Source organism: Arthrobacter sp. FW306-04-A, from assembly GCF_044358315.1.
Classification (GTDB): Bacteria; Actinomycetota; Actinomycetes; order Actinomycetales; family Micrococcaceae; genus Arthrobacter.
Map to the genome: position 1 here is coordinate 1,692,484 of NZ_CP084559.1, position 16,667 is coordinate 1,709,150.

Annotated in this window: 13 protein-coding genes; 8 read left to right on the forward strand and 5 right to left on the reverse strand. The window is 63.4% G+C overall.

Features of this window, described 5'->3' with window-relative positions; translation table 11 throughout:
- Positions 1-183 precede the first annotated feature (183 nt).
- Entirely contained in the window at positions 184-1,704 is a 1,521-nt protein-coding gene (locus tag LFT43_RS07735; protein WP_395801968.1) for a leucyl aminopeptidase, read from the reverse strand.
- A 318-nt stretch (positions 1,705-2,022) separates the two neighbouring features.
- On the opposite strand from LFT43_RS07735, the gene LFT43_RS07740 reads away from it, so the two are divergent.
- From LFT43_RS07740 to LFT43_RS07755, 4 genes are all read left to right on the forward strand, one after another.
- Positions 2,023-2,961, forward strand: a complete 939-nt coding sequence (locus tag LFT43_RS07740) for a proteasome assembly chaperone family protein (protein WP_395801971.1) — start codon at positions 2,023-2,025, stop codon at positions 2,959-2,961.
- 35 nt (positions 2,962-2,996) lie between these two features.
- Positions 2,997-4,355: a nitrate/nitrite transporter gene (locus tag LFT43_RS07745; RefSeq protein WP_395801973.1), complete on the forward strand. Its 1,359-nt coding sequence runs from the start codon at positions 2,997-2,999 to the stop codon at positions 4,353-4,355.
- 179 nt (positions 4,356-4,534) lie between these two features.
- Positions 4,535-5,818, forward strand: a complete 1,284-nt coding sequence (locus LFT43_RS07750; protein ID WP_395801975.1) for a DUF4192 family protein — start codon at positions 4,535-4,537, stop codon at positions 5,816-5,818.
- A gap of 383 nt (positions 5,819-6,201) precedes the next feature.
- The gene (locus tag LFT43_RS07755) at positions 6,202-7,497 is read left to right on the forward strand and encodes an RNA polymerase sigma factor (protein ID WP_395801977.1); all 1,296 of its coding nucleotides are present in this window, start codon (positions 6,202-6,204) and stop codon (positions 7,495-7,497) included.
- An 86-nt stretch (positions 7,498-7,583) separates the two neighbouring features.
- On the opposite strand, the gene LFT43_RS07760 is transcribed toward LFT43_RS07755, so the two are convergent.
- Positions 7,584-8,996, reverse strand: a complete 1,413-nt coding sequence (locus LFT43_RS07760; protein WP_395801979.1) for a PLP-dependent aminotransferase family protein — start codon at positions 8,994-8,996, stop codon at positions 7,584-7,586.
- On the opposite strand from LFT43_RS07760, the gene LFT43_RS07765 reads away from it, so the two are divergent.
- The gene (locus tag LFT43_RS07765; RefSeq protein WP_395801981.1) at positions 8,995-9,954 is read left to right on the forward strand and encodes a DMT family transporter; all 960 of its coding nucleotides are present in this window, start codon (positions 8,995-8,997) and stop codon (positions 9,952-9,954) included. The genes LFT43_RS07760 and LFT43_RS07765 overlap by 2 nt on opposite strands.
- Positions 9,955-10,002: 48 nt before the next feature.
- On the forward strand, positions 10,003-10,653 hold the full coding sequence (locus LFT43_RS07770) for an FMN-binding negative transcriptional regulator (protein ID WP_395801983.1): 651 nt from the start codon (positions 10,003-10,005) through the stop codon (positions 10,651-10,653).
- Positions 10,654-10,806: 153 nt separating this feature from the next.
- Here the strand turns inward: LFT43_RS07770 and LFT43_RS07775 are convergent, their stop codons facing one another.
- Positions 10,807-11,028, reverse strand: coding sequence for a hypothetical protein (locus LFT43_RS07775; protein ID WP_395801985.1), 222 nt, complete (start codon positions 11,026-11,028; stop codon positions 10,807-10,809).
- Between the two features lie 222 nt (positions 11,029-11,250).
- Between LFT43_RS07775 and LFT43_RS07780 the strand changes: the two genes are divergently transcribed.
- Positions 11,251-13,359: a type IIA DNA topoisomerase subunit B gene (locus LFT43_RS07780; RefSeq protein WP_395801987.1), complete on the forward strand. Its 2,109-nt coding sequence runs from the start codon at positions 11,251-11,253 to the stop codon at positions 13,357-13,359.
- 28 nt (positions 13,360-13,387) lie between these two features.
- Here the strand turns inward: LFT43_RS07780 and LFT43_RS07785 are convergent, their stop codons facing one another.
- Together LFT43_RS07785 and LFT43_RS07790 are read right to left on the reverse strand one after the other, a co-directional pair.
- A complete protein-coding gene (locus LFT43_RS07785) occupies positions 13,388-14,380 on the reverse strand; it encodes a M56 family metallopeptidase (RefSeq protein ID WP_395801989.1) in 993 nt (330 codons plus the stop codon).
- A gap of 6 nt (positions 14,381-14,386) precedes the next feature.
- Complete coding sequence (locus LFT43_RS07790) at positions 14,387-14,773, reverse strand: BlaI/MecI/CopY family transcriptional regulator (RefSeq protein ID WP_395801992.1); 387 nt, start codon at positions 14,771-14,773, stop codon at positions 14,387-14,389.
- A gap of 273 nt (positions 14,774-15,046) precedes the next feature.
- Between LFT43_RS07790 and LFT43_RS07795 the strand changes: the two genes are divergently transcribed.
- Positions 15,047-16,651, forward strand: coding sequence for a cytochrome ubiquinol oxidase subunit I (locus tag LFT43_RS07795; RefSeq protein WP_395801994.1), 1,605 nt, complete (start codon positions 15,047-15,049; stop codon positions 16,649-16,651).
- The last annotated feature ends 16 nt before the right edge of the window (positions 16,652-16,667 follow it).

The window sequence follows — 16,667 nt, forward strand, 5'->3', positions numbered from 1 at the left end:
TGGAACTTGTACTGCCGCGATTATGCCAGCACCGAAGTTCTCTTGCATTTGTGACTACCGTGGTTCACCTTAGCGAACCACTTATCCATGCTCCACCCTGCCGAGGCTTTTGTGGGGCGCTTGTGGCCAGACTCACGTCGGGCCGTGGGGCCGGTCATGAACCGGCCCCACTTGGAGGCCGGTTCAGGCCGTTGCCAGCATGTCTTCGACGTAGGCGAGCAGCGTCCGGACAGTGCAACCGGTGCCTTGCTTGGGCGTGTAGCCGTAAGGGCTTCCGTTGTTGAAGGACGGGCCGGCGATGTCGACGTGTGCCCAGGGGATTTGCTTGCCCTCGGCGTCCTTGCCGACGAACTCGCGCAGGAAAACGGCTGCCGTCATCATTCCGCCGTGGCGTTCGCCGATGTTGGCGATGTCCGCCACTTGCGAATCGAGGCTTGCCCGCAGTTCTTCCGGCAGCGGCATCGGCCAGACGAGCTCGCCTGCGCGGTCGGCAGCCGACCTGATTGCGCCGGTGACAGCATCCGAGCCCATGACGCCTGCAGTACGGTCGCCGAGGGCGATCAACTGTGCGCCGGTGAGCGTTGCGACGTCGATGATGGCATCCGGCTGTTCGAGGCTCGCCGCGACCAGGCCGTCGGCCATGACCAGGCGTCCCTCGGCATCGGTGTTCAGGACCTCAACCGTCTTGCCCCCGTAGACCGTGAGGACATCCGCCGGGCGTTGTGCCGCGCCGGACGGCATGTTCTCGGCGATGCAGAGCCACGCGGTCACCTTGACCGGCAACCCGAGTCCCGCGACAGCCAAAACAGTATTAAGTACGACGGCGGCGCCCGCCATATCGCTCTTCATGTCGCCCATGCCGAGGGCCGGTTTGATCGAAATGCCGCCAGTGTCGAACGTGATGCCCTTGCCCACGAGCGCGATCTTCTTGGTCGCCTTGGCCGGCGCGTACTCCACCTTGACCAGGCGCGGTTGGCGGGTTGAACCCTTTCCGACGCCCAGGATCCCGCCGAAGCCGTCTTTCTCAAGGCGCTTCTCGTCCCACACGGTCACCTTGACCGGGAGTCCCTTGGACAGTTCTTTGGCAGCTTCGGCAAAGGACTCCGGGTAAAGGTGGCTTGGCGGCTGGTTGACCAGCGTACGGGTGGCGTTGACCGCGCGTCCCACGAGCAACGCCCGGTCAAGCGAGGGCTGGACTTCCTTGCCGTCAAGGGCAGTGTGGATCAGGACCTTGCCGACCGGATCCTTGAGGCCGTCCCTGCTGGAGCGGTGCTCGGTGTAGGAATAGGAACCGAGCGCGGCGCCTTCGGCTACAGCTGCGACATCGGCGAGGGACGCCGTCGGGAGGGCGAGCGTCACGGAGGACAGGCCGGCCAGTTGGCGGACGGCGGATCCCGCAGCGCGGCGCAGGGCTTCCTCGGCGAGGGGAGCGTCGTCGGCCACTTTGCCGACACCCGCCAGGACGAGGACGCCCGAGCCGGTCTCCGGAAGACCTGGCAGACGGTGAACCTGATCGGCTGCTCCCGTGATGCCTAGGAGTCCCAGCGAGGCTGCGAGGGATTCCGTAGCCTTGGCGCTCAGCGGGTTTCCGAGCAGAACCGGTCCGTCAGGACCCTGCCCGACGCCTATCACGAGTGCGTCGCTGGGCGACTTTTTCAGGTCCTTGGCGATGGTGCCAAGGGTGATGTCTGTAGTCTTCACCACGAGGATCCGTCCTCATTTCTCTCTGCATGGATTGGCCGGGCTGCATGTTAGGCGCCCGGCCCTGGTACCCGTCCGTTGTCCGCTTGTGACAACGTCTGTGGTTGCTTCGGTCCGCATACGGCGGCACGTCTCGATCGTAGTCTGTCTGTTGCGCCGCATAGCAATTAAGTGAGAGTTGCAGCACACAAGCTGACAGGAATGCGTAGCCGGTCCAGGGCGTTGTACCAATACATGGAGCGTGGCCGCCGCCGAAGGCACTTGCCGCGGTGTGCAGCCGCCTGCTCCTCCTAGAACTTGCAACTGCGAAAGGAACACGCCGTGTTTGAACGGATTTCCGGCTCACTCCTTGACCCTGAGTCGCTCTACGCGAGCAACACCGAGCTCTTCCACAGCCCGGAAATCAGGGGGCTCAACATGCTGATGGGCTTCACGGGATTTGCGGATGCCGGCCACGTGGTCCACCAGATTAACCGGGAACTGCTGGACACCCTTGAGGTCGAAACCGTGGCCGTCTTCGATGCCGACCAGCTCATTGACTACCGCACGCGCCGTCCCCACATCAGCTTCGTCGAGGACCATCTGGAGGATTACAAGGCCCCTCAGTTGGCTCTTTACATGCTGAAGGACGGTCTGGGCGAGCCCTTCCTGCTGCTTGCCGGTTTTGAGCCGGACCTCCAGTGGGAGCGGTTCTCGCGCGCCGTCGTCGGGATCGTGGAAAAACTCGAGGTCAACCTTGTTACGTGGATCCACTCGATCCCCATGCCGGTTCCGCACACCAGGCCGGTGGGCGTCACGGTGCACGGCAACCGCCCGGAACTCATCGAAGGGATCTCAACGTGGAAGCCTACTGTCGACGTTCCTTCGGCCATTGGCCATATTCTTGAACTGCGGCTGAGCGAAGCCGGGCGCAAGGTGGCTGGTTACGTTATCCACGTTCCGCATTACCTCGCCGATGCGGAGTACCCGCCAGCAGCGGTCGCAGGTCTTGAATACCTGGGTGCGGCGACGTCCCTGATGCTGCCCACGGACCGCCTCCGTGAGGCCGGCAGGGAAGTAGGCCGGCAGATCGCAGAACAGGTGGAGGCATCCGAGGACGTCCAGCAGGTGGTTTCAAAACTGGAATCCCGCTATGACGACAAAGCCGAGGGGACCGTCCGTCGATCCCTGCTCGCTGACGAGAACGACGAGTTGCCCAACGCCGAGGACTTGGGCGCCGCGGTTGAGGCGTACCTCGCACGTAAAGATGCGCGCCCATAAAGCAGCTTTAATGCAGCCCCGGGCATAATGGAAGGGTGAACGCACCCCGCGCCTGGCTCATATGGACGATCGGGGTGCTCGCCTATCTGGTAGCAGTGGCCCAGCGCACATCCTTTGGTGTGTCCGGACTCGAAGCGACTGAGCGATTCCATGCCAGCGCGGCCGCTATTTCCTTCTTCACCGTGCTGCAATTGCTCGTCTACGCCGGCCTCCAGATACCCGTCGGGCTGCTTGTTGACCGCTTCGGTTCCCGCGCCATGATTGCCAGCGGGGCCGTGCTCATGGGGCTCGGCCAACTCCAACTGGCTTACGCCGAGACTGTTCCGGGCGGCGTGCTCGGCCGGGTGCTCGTCGGCGCAGGCGACGCCATGACCTTCGTCTCCGTGATCCGCCTCGTGCCGATCTGGTTCGCGCCGGCCCGGGTTCCCCTCGTCACCCAGCTGACCGGTATGTCGGGTCAGCTCGGCCAGCTCATCAGTGTGGTGCCGTTCGCGCTGGTCCTTCATTCCGCGGGCTGGAATACGGCCTTCTTGGCTCTGAGTTCCCTGTCCGCACTGGCCGTTGTCCTTGTCCTTGCCTTGCTCAGGGACGTGCCGCCCGGTCATCCACCCCGGGAGAACGCCCAAGGGCTGCGCGCCACGGGCGTGACCCTGGCCCGTGCGTGGCGGCAGCCCGGGACCCGCTTGGGGCTCTGGTGCCACTTCACTGTCCAGTTCAGCGGTAATGTCTTCGCGATGTCCTGGGGCTACCCGTTTCTGGTGTCGGCGCAGGGCCTGGACGCGGCGACGGTGTCCGCCCTGATGGGACTTTTTGTGGTCACCAGCATTCTCGTAGGGCCTCTGTTTGGAACCTTCGTGGCCAGGCACCCGATGCGGCGCTCGGCCATGGTCCTCCTGATTACGGCGGCCACCGCACTTGCCTGGGCTGCGGTTCTGCTGCTGCCAAACCGGGCGCCCTTATGGTTGCTTGCCTTGTTGGTGGTCGCCCTGGCTATCGGTGGCCCCGGGTCCATGATCGGCTTTGATTTTGCCCGGACATTCAATCCTTCCCACAGGATCGGTACTGCCACGGGAATCGTCAACGTGGGCGGATTCGTTGCGGCGCTCCTGACGATTTACTTGGTGGGGCTCATCCTCGACATTCTCCACACCAGCGGTTTCTCAGGCGGGGAGCTGTACGGCCTGGCGTCCTTCCGCATCGCATTGAGCGTGCAATTCCTATTCCTTCTTGTGGGTACCGTCTTGATCGTCATGACCCGCCGCAAGGTGCGCCGCCAGATGGCGGCCCAGGGCGTGCACGTTCCGCCGCTCCTCGTGTCATTGGCAAATCAGCGCCGACGCCGCGTGGAATTGCGACGCGAACGGCTCGCGAAGCAGCGAAGCTCAGCGAGGTAGCCTGCTTCCGCCGTTGCTTCCTTTCTCGGTGACTTCCTTTCGCGGTGGCCCGACTTTCGTCGGGAGGCCACCTAGTGCGGACTGCGGAGGTGTTCCTCCACAGGCAGTCACCGGGACCTTTGTCCACATAGGGCAAATGAGGCCTGCCGTCGCCGCCTACTGATGCCGATGCTGGATTCATGACAGCAGACAACCGTGTAACCATCTCCCGGCCCGAGGACATTCTGGGCTTCATCCCCCACGCCTTGGGGCACTGGCCAAAGGAGAGTCTCGTGGCCATCACTTTGCGCGGCCAGACGCTGGGCGCCACCCTGCGCGTGGACCTTCCGCCTGAGAGATCCGAAAGGGTGCTCGCGGCGTACTCACGGAGGATCGCCGAATATTTGGAAGCGGACCATGACGCCGACGGAGCGCTCTTGGCAATTTTCAGCGACGACGGCTGGGAAGATGGAGGCGTTGTGCGGGGCAACGTGCCTCTGCTGGAGGCACTGGAACTCGTTCTGGCCTGCCGCGGCCTGGCGCTCCGGGACGCCTGGTTTATTGGTTCTGACTACTGGCGGAGCGCGTTCTGCACCGACGTCGCGTGCTGCCCTATCCCTGGGCGTCCCCTGGACCAGATCCTCGATAGCCGGCTCAACGCCGAAATGGTTTTCAGGGGGAGCAGCGTCAGGGAGTCACCCCGGTTGCTGGGGCCGGAGGACGAACCGGCCATTGATCCGGAGTTCTTGGGTGCGGAAGCCGCCGCCCTTGAGGAGATGCTTCGTAGGTGGCCAAGCAAAAAGACGTTCGAAGAAATGCTGGATGTGTGGATACGGGTCCTCGACTCCGGTCTTCCCGAAGAAATCGACCTTGAGGCTGCGGCGTTCCTTCGGGCGAGCCTGCGGGTCCCCGCGTGGCGCGACGCCGTAGTGGTCCTGGCGGCTGCCGGGAAAGGTGTCGCCCGGGGCGGTGCGGAGGCCTTCCGCTTCTTTTCTCCCGAGGGCGATGATGAAGAAGCCTTGTTCATTCCGCCCGGACTTCGTCCCCTCTCGCCAGCAAATGGGACGTCTCCGGCAGCAGGGAAATCGCAGGCAGCAGGGAAGGGTCACGGGGTATCAGGAGGGGAGCCTCCGGGGACCGCGGCTTCTGATATCAACGCCTTGGGATACGGGGACGTGTTGCTGGGACTCTACCCGGATAACCCGGACTGGGACCGGCTGGCCGCCTTGGACCGGGTTCTGGCGAGGCTCTCGCGGCGCGGCGGTGGCGAGGGACGCGCTGCCGCGCTCACGATCCGCGGGTGGATTCAATGGTGCCAGGGGAGCGGTTCGTTCGCCGACGAGTTGTTTTCACGAGCGGACGCCGAACAACAGGGCTACCGACTCGCGGAACTACTTGCGGAGGTGGTGCGGCGCGGCACAGTGTGCGGCTGGGCGAAAAGCAAGACCTCCGCGTGGCGGAAGTTCGGTGGGGCGGCGGCGTGACGTGACGCCGTGGCGTAGTGATGCGACGCAGAGACAGGGACCCGACGTGAAGACAGGCATCCGACCTGAAGACAGGCATCCGGCCTGAAGACTCCGGGGCGTGTCACCGCGGGAAATCCGCCGAGCCGTAATTGTCCGCAAGGAAGCCCATATCGACCCCCGGAATCCAAAACCGTGAGACAATGGTTGCCGAGACCCGGTTGGGTCCGTGTTTCAAGTGCCGCAAATGTCCCTGAATCTAGGGAACATTTAGGCGTCGTCGGGAGTTCTATCTAAAGACTCTGCGGTCGGCGATGGCACTTGATGTTCATCGCGGACTTGACAGGGTCATAGTGGTGTTGCCCCCATGGTGATTCCACAGACCGCCGCTAGAAAGGTTTTCTGTGACCCCGTCTTCCGCCGAGAAGGAACCCGCCGCCCAGGCCGAACTGTCCGCCGAAGAAAAGAAGGCGGCTACAGTTGCGAAGCGTGCGGCAACGCGTGCTGCCAATGCTTCAACTGCAGGTGCAGAGAAGCCGGCACCCAAGAAGCGCGGGCCCAAGCCCGGCGCCAAGGCCGCTGCCGAAGCAGCCAACAAGTCCGCCGGCGCCGACGAGGACTCCGAAGAAGCCGAGGATTTTGACGCCGCCGTTCCCGATGAAGCAGAGCTCACCGAGGAAGTCGAAGAAGGCGAAGAGGGCAAGAAGCCTGCCTCAACAGGTTCCGGTTTTGTCTACTCGGATGCCGATGACGACGACGCTCCTGTCCAGCAGGTTATGTCGGCCGGCGCAACCGCCGACCCCGTTAAGGATTACCTGAAGCAGATCGGTAAGGTCGCACTCCTGAACGCGGAGCAGGAAGTCGACCTTGCGCTCCGCATTGAAGCCGGCCTCTTCGCCGAGGAGAAGGTCAACGCTGATGACGGTTCCATGGACCCGAAGCTCAAGCGTGAGCTCGAGTTCATCATCCACGACGGCAAGCGCGCCAAGAACCACCTCCTCGAAGCCAACCTTCGCCTTGTTGTCTCCCTTGCCAAGCGCTACACCGGCCGCGGGATGCTGTTCCTGGACCTCATCCAGGAAGGAAACCTGGGCCTGATCCGTGCAGTGGAGAAGTTCGACTACACCAAGGGCTTCAAGTTCTCCACCTACGCCACCTGGTGGATCCGCCAGGCCATCACCCGGGCCATGGCGGACCAGGCCCGCACCATCCGCATCCCGGTGCACATGGTGGAAGTCATCAACAAGCTGGCACGCGTTCAGCGCCAAATGCTGCAGGACCTCGGACGCGAACCCACGCCTGAGGAACTGGCCCTCGAACTGGATATGACGCCCGAGAAGGTCGTCGAAGTCCAAAAGTACGGTCGAGAGCCCATCTCGCTGCACACCCCGCTTGGCGAGGACGGTGACTCCGAGTTCGGCGACCTCATCGAGGACTCCGAAGCCGTGGTACCGGCGGATGCCGTGAGCTTCACCCTGCTCCAGGAGCAGTTGCACTCGGTCCTCGATACCCTGTCCGAGCGTGAAGCAGGCGTGGTAGCCATGCGCTTCGGCCTCACCGACGGCCAGCCGAAGACTTTAGACGAAATCGGCAAGGTCTATGGAGTCACCCGCGAACGCATCCGTCAGATTGAATCCAAGACGATGTCCAAGCTGCGCCACCCCTCGCGGTCGCAGGTTCTGCGGGACTACCTCGACTAAAGCAACGGACGCCCTGCCCTAAACGGCGCAAGGCTTTCACGAAAATGGACCCCCGGATGAGCTTCCGGGGGTCCATTTTCTTGTTCCTAACGCTTGTTTCGTTCGAGTGCTTGGCCGAGGATCCTTGTACCTTCCGGGAATGCGGACGGGTTGGGGCCGGCGTAGTTGAGTCGGATGAACGGACCTGCCGGTTCAGCCGGGAACCACTCGTTGCCGACGGCGATCATCACCCCGGCACTCTCGCAATCCAGGGTCAGCTTTTCGAGATCGGTCCCGTCGGGCAAGCGTGCCCAGAGGTTCAGACCGCCCTTGGGGATCTGGCTCATGTGGGCCTGCGGGGCGTGTTCCCGCAGGCTCGTGACCAGAAGGTCGCGGCGGGATTGAAGCTGATGGCGAAGGCTGCGTAGATGCGTCTGCCAAGCCGGCTGTGTGACGACATCGAGTGCTGCAGCCTGGAGCAACCCGCTGACGTACATCGACTCTGCGGCCCGGTCGGCAAGGATGCGTTCGCGGGCCGGGCCGCGTGCGATGACGGCAGCAACCCGGATGGCCGGGGAAACGCTTTTCGTGAGGGAGCGCAGATAGACGACATGCCCGGAGTCGTCACGTGCGGCGATGGGCATGGGAGCCGACGTGATGCCGAAATCGTGGGCCCAGTCATCCTCCACCAGGAACGCACCGTTCGCGCGGACCACGTCCAGGACCTGCTCGCCCCGTCGGGCGGGCCATTGCGCTCCGGTGGGGTTCGCGTAGTTCGGTTGTGCGTAGAACAGGCGTGCGCCGGTCTCCTCAAAGGCCCTGGCCAATTCTTCCGGATCGGGCCCATCGGGCCCGCTGGGCACTGGAACAATGCGCACTCCCGCCTGCGTCGCGGCCAGAATGGCTCCCCAGTAGCTCGGGGATTCCATGAGCAGCGGCTGCCCGTGGCCCACCAGCGCACTGAATATCGAGCTGAGACCGCCTTGGCTTCCTGGTAGCACGATGACGTCGCTCGGTGTTGGCGGGGTGAGCCCTGCCGGGGTCGCGGAGCCTAGTTCGTGCGCGAACCAGGACTGCAACTCGGGAAGCCCCGCCGCGGGTGGTCGAGACAATGCCGCGTCTCCCCGGGCAGCCCGGGCGAGCGCCGCACGCACAAGGCGCACCGGCAGGAGTTCCCGGTCCGGGTAGCCGGAGTGGAAAGCAATGACGTCGTTCGAGTTGCTGCGCATCGTTGTGGAGGCCGAGCGGGGAGGTGCCTGCGGTGCACGCAGCGCCGCAGTCTGCCAGCCGTAATCCGACGGGCGGGCAGTCCGGACGGCCCTCACAAAGGTCCCGACGCCTGGCCTGCTCTCAATCAATCCCTGGGAAGTGAGCGCTTGCAGGGCCTTCTGCACTGTCACGGGGCTGGCCTGGTACTCGGCAACCAGCGACCGCGTGGACGGCAGCTGGGATCCCGGCGCCGCCCTTGCGATCCATTCGCGCAGTCGCGTCGCGATCCGGGAACTGCTATCGTTGTTCATGAGAGACCATAGTAGCGCTACTACGCTTATTCGCCCAGTGATACCGCCCGGTCCGGCCGCGGGCATCCGGTGGGGCCTTTTGGGAGTAGCGGCGTTCTCGTTCACTGTTCCCTTCACCCGAGTGGCGGTTGGTGGCCTGATGCCCCTGTTCATCGGCTCGGGTCGTGCCGTCGTCGCAGGCATTCTCGCGACGTGTGCCCTCTCGCTCACCAAGCAGCGACTTCCTCGAGGCAAGCAATGGGCGCGGCTCGCGGTGGTCGCTTGCGGGATTGTTGTCGGCTTCCCGTTACTCACCTCATTCGCCCTCATGACGACGCCGGCCAGTCACGGTGCCGTCGTCATCGCTCTGTTGCCGGCCGCGACGGCAACCGCGGCAGTGCTGCGCGGACGTGAGCATCCGCCGATCGCTTTCTGGCTGGTCACGGCCGTAGGAGCCATTGCGGCCATTGGATTCGCCCTATCGCAGGCCGGTCACCCGGTACAGTCCGGCGGGCTCGGGCAGCTGGACGGGGCGGACTTGCTGCTCCTCGGTGCCGTCATTGCCGCGGCTATCGGTTACGCCGAAGGGGGCCTGCTGGCACGCGAACTCGGCGCATGGCAGACCGTATCCTGGGCGCTCGTGCTGGCATTGCCGTTGATGGCCGGCCTGATGGCGCTCTCCACGGCCCAGCAGCTACCGTCAGCTTCACCGGTTCAATGGGCTGCTTTTGCATACCTCGGAATTGTTAGCATGTTCCTCGGTTTCTTCGCCTGGTACCGGGGCCTCGCCATTGGACCCATGGCCAAGGTCAGCCAGATACAACTCGTCCAGCCCGTGCTGAGCATCTGCTGGGCAGGACTGCTGCTTGGCGAAACCCTGGGCTGGACCACAATCGTCGGTGGAATCGCCGTCATCCTTTGCGCCGGCGTCGCCGTCCGCGTCCGGCTCAATCCGCAGCCTGCAAACCAGAATCGCTAACGGCCAACGGACCATCAAGATCCCTCCATCCCAAAGAAGAAGAACCCCATGTACATTCCAGCGCACTTCCAAGCCGGCACCGACGCCATCCATGACCTCCTCATGCGGCCGGGCGCTGCAAACTTAGTCACCATGACCCCGCGAGGCCTGCTCGCCAGTTTCGTGCCCTTCGTCTACGATCCTTCGATCGGCGAACACGGCGCGTTGCACGGACACCTCGCCCGAACCAACACGCAATGGTCCGAGCCGGCGATCGGAGAATCACTTGTCATCATCCAGGGTTCGGATGCCTATGTCTCGCCTTCGTGGTATGCCTCGAAGGCCGAACACGGACGGGTCGTCCCGACGTGGAACTACTCCACGGCCCACGTCTACGGAACGCTCGCCGTCCATGACGACGTGGCGTGGCTCGGCAACCAGGTCCGGCGGCTGACCGAGCTCAACGAAGCCCCCTTTGAGCGACCGTGGTCCGTGGACGATGCGCCGGAGCGTTACGTCGAAGGCCAGTTGCGAGCTATCGTTGGCGTCGAATTATTGATCACGAGGATCGAAGCGAAAACCAAACTCAGCCAAAACCGACCTGACACGGACATTGACGGGGTGATTGCTGGCCTTGAGGCACGCGGGCAAGCAAAGGCATCCGCCGACGTAGCGCGAGCCAGGCAAGAAAGATCGCGCCCGGACGCCGGCTTCGCATAGGGCACGAGACAGTTTCCCTGTTAGCGGCGCTTCGTCTATGCCGCCACTGGGTTAAGCAGCAAGGTTAATGCAGCAAGGCCCCTCCATCCGGAGGGGCCTCGCTGTCTCTGTGAAATTTTGTCAACCGGGCGGCCTGTGGCCGGCCATGGATGGCTAGTCGGCCAGTACGGGTTCCTTCTCCTGAAGGCGACCCGTTTCGTCATGCCAGCCCGAGGTCATCGGCCGCAGCGTGGCCTCTACTGCACGTGCGTGGTGGCCGCAGAAGAGCAGCTCACCGCCGGAGGACTCGAGTACAACGCGGACATATGCCTGGGCCCCGCAACGGTCGCACCGGTCGAGTGCATTGAGTGTGCGGTCTGCAACTGCTGTTGTCATGTTCGGCCTCCTTAGTAGTTCCGTGTATCCATATAACCAGCATTCGAAGCGAAACCATGGCAAGGATGGGTCACGTTCGCTGTCCGCGTATCACATGTGCGTAACACTGGGAAGTGGCGTCCGGCACGATTGGGAGTGGCAGCACTCGTCTTGGCTCCGGGGCGACTAGCCTAGGAGAAGCCTTATTTTGCGTCTGTTACACCCCGAAGGAGCGCCCCGCCCGTGGCACCGAGTTCTGAATACAACGCCCGGCACCTTTCAGTCCTGGAAGGCCTCGAAGCGGTCCGCAAGCGTCCGGGCATGTACATCGGCTCCACCGACTCCCGTGGCCTCATGCATTGCCTGTGGGAGATCATCGACAACTCAGTCGACGAAGCGCTGGCGGGCTTCGGCCACGACATCCAGATCATCCTGCACGCTGACAATTCGGTGGAAATCCACGACGACGGCCGCGGCATCCCCGTGGACTTGGAGCCCAAGACCGGGCTGACCGGCGTCGAGGTCGTCTTCACTAAACTGCACGCCGGCGGAAAGTTCGGTGGCGGCTCCTACACGGCTTCCGGTGGCTTGCATGGCGTTGGCGCGTCCGTTGTGAATGCGCTCTCTGCCCGTCTTGACGTGCAGGTGGACCGCGGCGGCAAGACCTACCAGATGTCCTTCCGCCGGGGGGAACCCGGACGGTTCAAGGACACTGGCTCCAAGCCCAGCCCGACGTCGGTCTTTGAGCCGTTCGTCGAAGACTCGGTGCTCGACGTCGTCGGCAAAGCCAAACGTGGTGTCACCGGCACCCGCATCCGTTACTGGGCGGACCGTCAGATCTTCACCCCGGACGCGAAGTTCTCGCACGAGGACCTCGCTGCCCGCGCCCGCCAAACCTCCTTCCTGGTTCCGGGCCTCAAGCTCACCGTGCGCGATGAGCGCCGCCTCACCGGGACGCCCGGTGAGGACGGCCCGCACGAAGAGGTCTTCCACCACGACGGCGGCATTTCGGAGTTTGTCGACTTCCTCGCCGCGGACTCGGGCGTCACTGATATTTGGCGGCTCCACGGTGCCGGCAAGTTCAAGGAAACCGTACCGGTCCTTGACGAGAATGGGCACAGCAAGATCGCCGAAGTGGAGCGCGATTGTGAAGTTGACGTCGCGCTGCGCTGGGGGATCGGCTACGAAACCACTATGCGGAGCTTCGTCAACATCATTGCCACACCCAAAGGCGGAACACACCAGTCCGGCTTCGAACAGGCACTCCTGAAGACCTTCCGCAAGGCCGTTGAAACGAACGCACGAAAACTCAAAGCGGGCAACGACAAGATCGAGAAGGACGACGTGCTGGCCGGCCTGACAGCGGTGCTGACTGTCCGCCTGGCAGAGCCGCAGTTCGAGGGCCAGACCAAGGAAATTCTGGGCACATCGGCGGTCAGGGCGATCGTTTCCAAGGTGGTGGAGGACGAGATCACGGCTCGCCTGAACTCGGCGAACCGCAATGACAAAGCCCAGTCCACCTTGCTGCTCGAGAAAATCGTCAGCGAGATGAAGTCCCGCATCTCGGCCCGCGTCCATAAGGAAACGCAGCGCCGGAAGAATGCGCTGGAAACGTCGTCGATGCCCACCAAGCTGGCAGATTGCCGCACGGACGACGTCGGACGCTCCGAGTTGTTCATCGTGGAAGGTGACTCCGCCCTTGGCACCGCCAAGCTGGCGCGGTCCTCGGACTTCCAAGCGCTGTTGCCGATCCGTGGCAAGATCCTGAACGTGCAGAAAGCCTCGGTGGGGGACATGCTCTCCAACGCAGAGTGCGCCGCCCTCATCCAGGTAGTGGGTGCAGGGTCGGGCCGGAGCTTCGACATCGACGCCGCCCGGTACGGCAAAGTGATCCTGATGACCGATGCAGACGTCGACGGCGCCCACATCCGCACGCTGCTGCTCACCTTGTTCTTCCGGTACATGCGCCCGATGATCGACGAGGGCCGGGTGTACGCGGCAGTACCGCCGCTGCACCGGGTGGAGGTCGTCAACGCAGGCCAGAAGGCCAACGAGATGATCTATACGTACTCGGAGGCCGAACTGCACGTCCTGCTGGCAAGGCTGGCCAAGGAAGGCAAGCGCTACAAGGAACCGATCCAGCGCTACAAGGGCCTGGGCGAGATGGACGCCGAGCAGCTCGCCGAGACCACCATGGACCCGCGCCACCGCACCCTCCGCAAGGTGGGGATTGAGAACGCGAAGATGGCGGAGGACACCTTTGACCTGTTGATGGGTTCCGACGTCGCCCCACGCAAGGACTTCATCATTGCGGGCGCCGCAGACCTGGACCGGGAACGCATCGACGCCTGATTAGCCGCGCACTGTGCGGCAGGTCCAATCAGCCCAGCAGGCCCGGCACGATCAGCAGGCCTGTGGGCACGGCAAGCAACATGGCCGACACCGCCAGGACCAAGGCGCGAAGTCCTGCCGAAAGCGGAGGCTTGGGCGAGAGTAGCCTGCTGACGCGCGACGCCGTCGTACGTGGTGAGTCGGCGCCGCCGGTTCCGCTCAACGTGCTGCCTTCGGGGGAAGAGTCCTGGGCGGTTGTTCCGGGCAGCGAGACTCGCTCTACAGGACGGGCGGAACCGCTGGCCACGATCGCGATCGCCTTGATGAGGGTTCCCTTGCTCTCGGTGCGCAGCGCCACGTCATCCGCGAGCATCTCGATCAGGGAGTTGACCGCAACCTGGGCGAGCCGGGTGGTGGGAAACCAGGGCAACGCCTGGCGCCACGCGGCGAAGGCCCACAAGAGGAGGTCGTGGCGTTGTGAGAGATGCGCGTTCTCGTGGATCAGGACGGCCCTGAGCTCGGCAGGTTCCAGCGCGGCCATCAGGCCATCGGACAGCACGGTCACGGACCTTGCTCCGCCGGGCAGGCAGTAGGCAACGGGTGAGTCATGGTTGATGACCACGGTGCCCGGACGGTCGTCGGAGGGTGAGGCCAGAAGCGCCAGGAGTTCACGGTGCCGCCGCCGCTGCCGCTCGATCTTGACATAGGTCAGCAGCAAGGTAAACACCAGATGGGCGCTCAGCAGCGCCGCTGCGGACAGCGCGAACAAATGCCAGAAGCCCAGTGCCGTAGTGGGCTCATTGTGAAGCACCATGCCGGTCAACGAACGCAGCCCCGCAATGAGGTTGTCGCCGATGGGCTCAAGTCCGTAGACGAGCATGGCCCCGATCATGGAGAGGCCACCGGCGAGTGCGATGGCTTGCCAAAGGACCATGGCCATGAAAGGTGCGCGCGCCGGCCACTCGGCGCGCGACAAGAGAACCGGAACCGGCCATGCCAGCACCAAAGCAAGGACCGCCAGAAAATATGAGGTCCAGAACATGGGTGGTTAGTTTTTGCCGAGCAGTTTGCGCAGCGTGGCAGCTTCACTTTCGCTTACGGAACCAATGAACCGGGCCAGAACGGCTTCGCGGTCCGGGGCCGAGCCCAGCGCCTCATGCATGAGGTCTGCCGTGTGGTCAGCGCGGCTCGACACGGCTTGGTAGCGGTGCGGACGGGTGCCCCGTTCGCGCTCCACAAGACCCTTTTTCTCAAGGCGGGACAAGACCGTCAACACTGTGGTGACGGCGAGGTCCTTGCCTTGGTGCCCTGCGATGCCATCGGCGGCTGCGGAGTCCTGCGCCAGCAGATCACGAAGTTTGTTGGCTGTCGCAGCCTCCTGGCCTGCCCAGAGCAAATCCATGACCGCCCGTTCCAGTTCACCAAGACTTGCCATCAATGCATCCCTACTTTCCGCAGTTCCCCGCCGCGACATGGCCCGGGGGGAGTGCGATGATCCAACATTCCACCATCAATCTACCGCTTTTTGGAGCGCCATTCTACGTGAAGTAGAACATGTGGCGCGGCGTGTCCTTGCGGCACTGTTACGCCACTGGAAGAGTGGTGACCACATCGCACGGATTTGTTCTACACTGCGTAGAAGAAGAAATTTCTACACAACGTAGAAAATGGACGCCGCATCGCGGGCAGCCGGATAATAAGGACAGCCATGGACGCCTTGGAAATCGCACGCTGGCAATTTGGAATCACCACGGTCTACCACTTCATGATGGTGCCGCTGACCATCGGGCTGGGGCTCGTTGTGGCCGTCATCCAGACACTTTGGTACCGCACCGGAAAAGTTGAATACCTTCGGATGACCAAGTTCTGGGGCAAGCTCTTCCTCATCAACTTCATTATGGGCGTGGCCACGGGCATCGTGCAGGAATTCCAGTTCGGGATGGCCTGGAGTGAGTACAGCCGCTTCGTTGGAGACATCTTCGGCGCGCCCCTGGCCTTGGAAGCGCTTCTGGCGTTCTTTGTGGAATCGACCTTCCTAGGGCTGTGGATCTTCGGCTGGAAGCAGCTCAAGCGCGGCGTCCACCTCGCGTGCCTTTGGATCGCAGTGATCGGCTCGCTCTTCTCGGCCTACTTCATCATCGTCGCCAATTCCTGGATGCAGCACCCGGTCGGCATCGAGATGGTCAACGGACGCCCCGTCATGACCGACGCCTGGGCCGTCTTCACCAACAACACTGCCTTGGTGGCTGTGCCGCACACGCTCTTCGGTGCACTAGGCGTCGCCGGTGCGTTCCTTCTGGGCATCGCGTGGTACCACCTCTGGCGGCGCCGCCACGACGGCATTGACACGGTCGATGCGGAGGGCCGCGCCATTCCCGGAGAAGCCAATATTCCCGGACGGGACAAGGCAGACTACAAGGTGTGGATCAATTCCTTGCGGATCGGCGCCGTCGTTGCCATGATCTCCTTCGCCGGGACCGCCTTCACGGGCGATCTGCAGGGCAAGTTGATGTTCGAACAGCAGCCCATGAAGATGGCCGCAGCTGAGGCCGCATGTCACGACGGCACCGGATTCTCCGTGCTGAGTGTCGGCAACGTCGGCTCCAAGAACTGCAACGACATTGTGGCCGTGATCGAGGTTCCAGGCATTCTCTCCTTCCTGGCCAAGGGCGACTTCAGCACCGAGGTGAAGGGCGTCAACAGCCTCCTGGACGAGTACAAGGCCAAGTACGGCACGCACTTGCCGAACGATCCCCTGTACGGCGATCGCGCAGGGCAGGAAATCCAGTACGTGCCGGTCATGGAAGTGACCTATTGGGGCTTCCGCATGATGATTGGCTTCGGCGGGATTGCCGCCTTTGCCGCGCTGCTTGCCCTGTGGGTGACGCGCAAGGGAGTGGTGCCGCAATCCCGTTGGATCATGCGCCTTGCGGTCTTCGGCATCCTGGCTCCTTTTGGGGCCAACGCCGCCGGCTGGATCTTCACGGAAATGGGTCGGCAGCCGTTCGTCGTCGCGCCCAATCCGGACGCGAGCGGCATCGACCAGGTGTTCATGTTCACGGCCGCGGCCGTCTCGCCCGGAGTGTCCGCTGCTGAGCTCATTACCTCATTGGTGGTGTTGGCCTCGATCTACGCGGTCCTGTTGGTGGTGGAAGTCCGGCTGCTGGTCAAATACGCCCGCGGGGGCGTGGTCTCCGCCATGCCGGAGCTCGCTGAGGCTCGCCACGGCGAAAAGAACGACGACGACGGCGGGACCCCGGGTTCCCCGGGCCAGCCCGGCGACAGCGACGACGTCCTGGCATTCGCCTACTAGGAAGCAGAGGGATCTT